At 59.2% G+C, this 544-nt stretch carries 1 pseudogene; it reads right to left on the reverse strand.

The features are described from left to right. Window positions 1-176 precede the first annotated feature (176 nt). A pseudogene (gene fusA / locus EOA22_RS36740) lies at window positions 177-544 on the reverse strand (elongation factor G); the annotation flags it as partial.

Consider the following 544-nt stretch of genomic DNA (forward strand, 5'->3'; position numbering starts at 1 on the left):
GTCTTGCCATGGTCGACGTGGCCAATCGTGCCGATGTTCACGTGAGGCTTGTTACGCTCGAATTTACCTTTGGCCATAATCGTTCTCCGTCTATTCTACCCGCTTGGGGGAAATTGTTATTCGCTCTTCAGATCCGGCACCGCGCAAGGGACGCGACGTCGGTGGCTAAGGAACCCTTACGCGTATTTCTTCTGGACTTCCTGGGCCACTGCGGTCGGAACCGGCTCGTAGTGATCGAACTGCATCGTGTAGGCCGCACGGCCCTGGCTCATCGAGCGCAGGTTGTCGACATACTTGAACATGTTGGCGAGCGGCACCATCGCGTTGATGACAACGGCGACGCCACGCGCTTCCTGACCCTGGATCTGGCCACGACGACCGTTCAGATCGCCGATGACGCTGCCGACGTAGTCTTCCGGCGTCACGACTTCGACCTTCATGATCGGCTCGAGCAGCTGCACGCCAAGCTTGGGTGCTGCTTCACGGAAGCAGGCGCGGCCGGCGATTTCGAAGGCCAGAACGCTGGAGTCGACATCGTGGTAAG

Source organism: Mesorhizobium sp. M7A.F.Ca.US.014.04.1.1, assembly GCF_003998745.1.
GTDB classification, from domain to species: Bacteria; Pseudomonadota; Alphaproteobacteria; order Rhizobiales; family Rhizobiaceae; genus Mesorhizobium; species Mesorhizobium ciceri.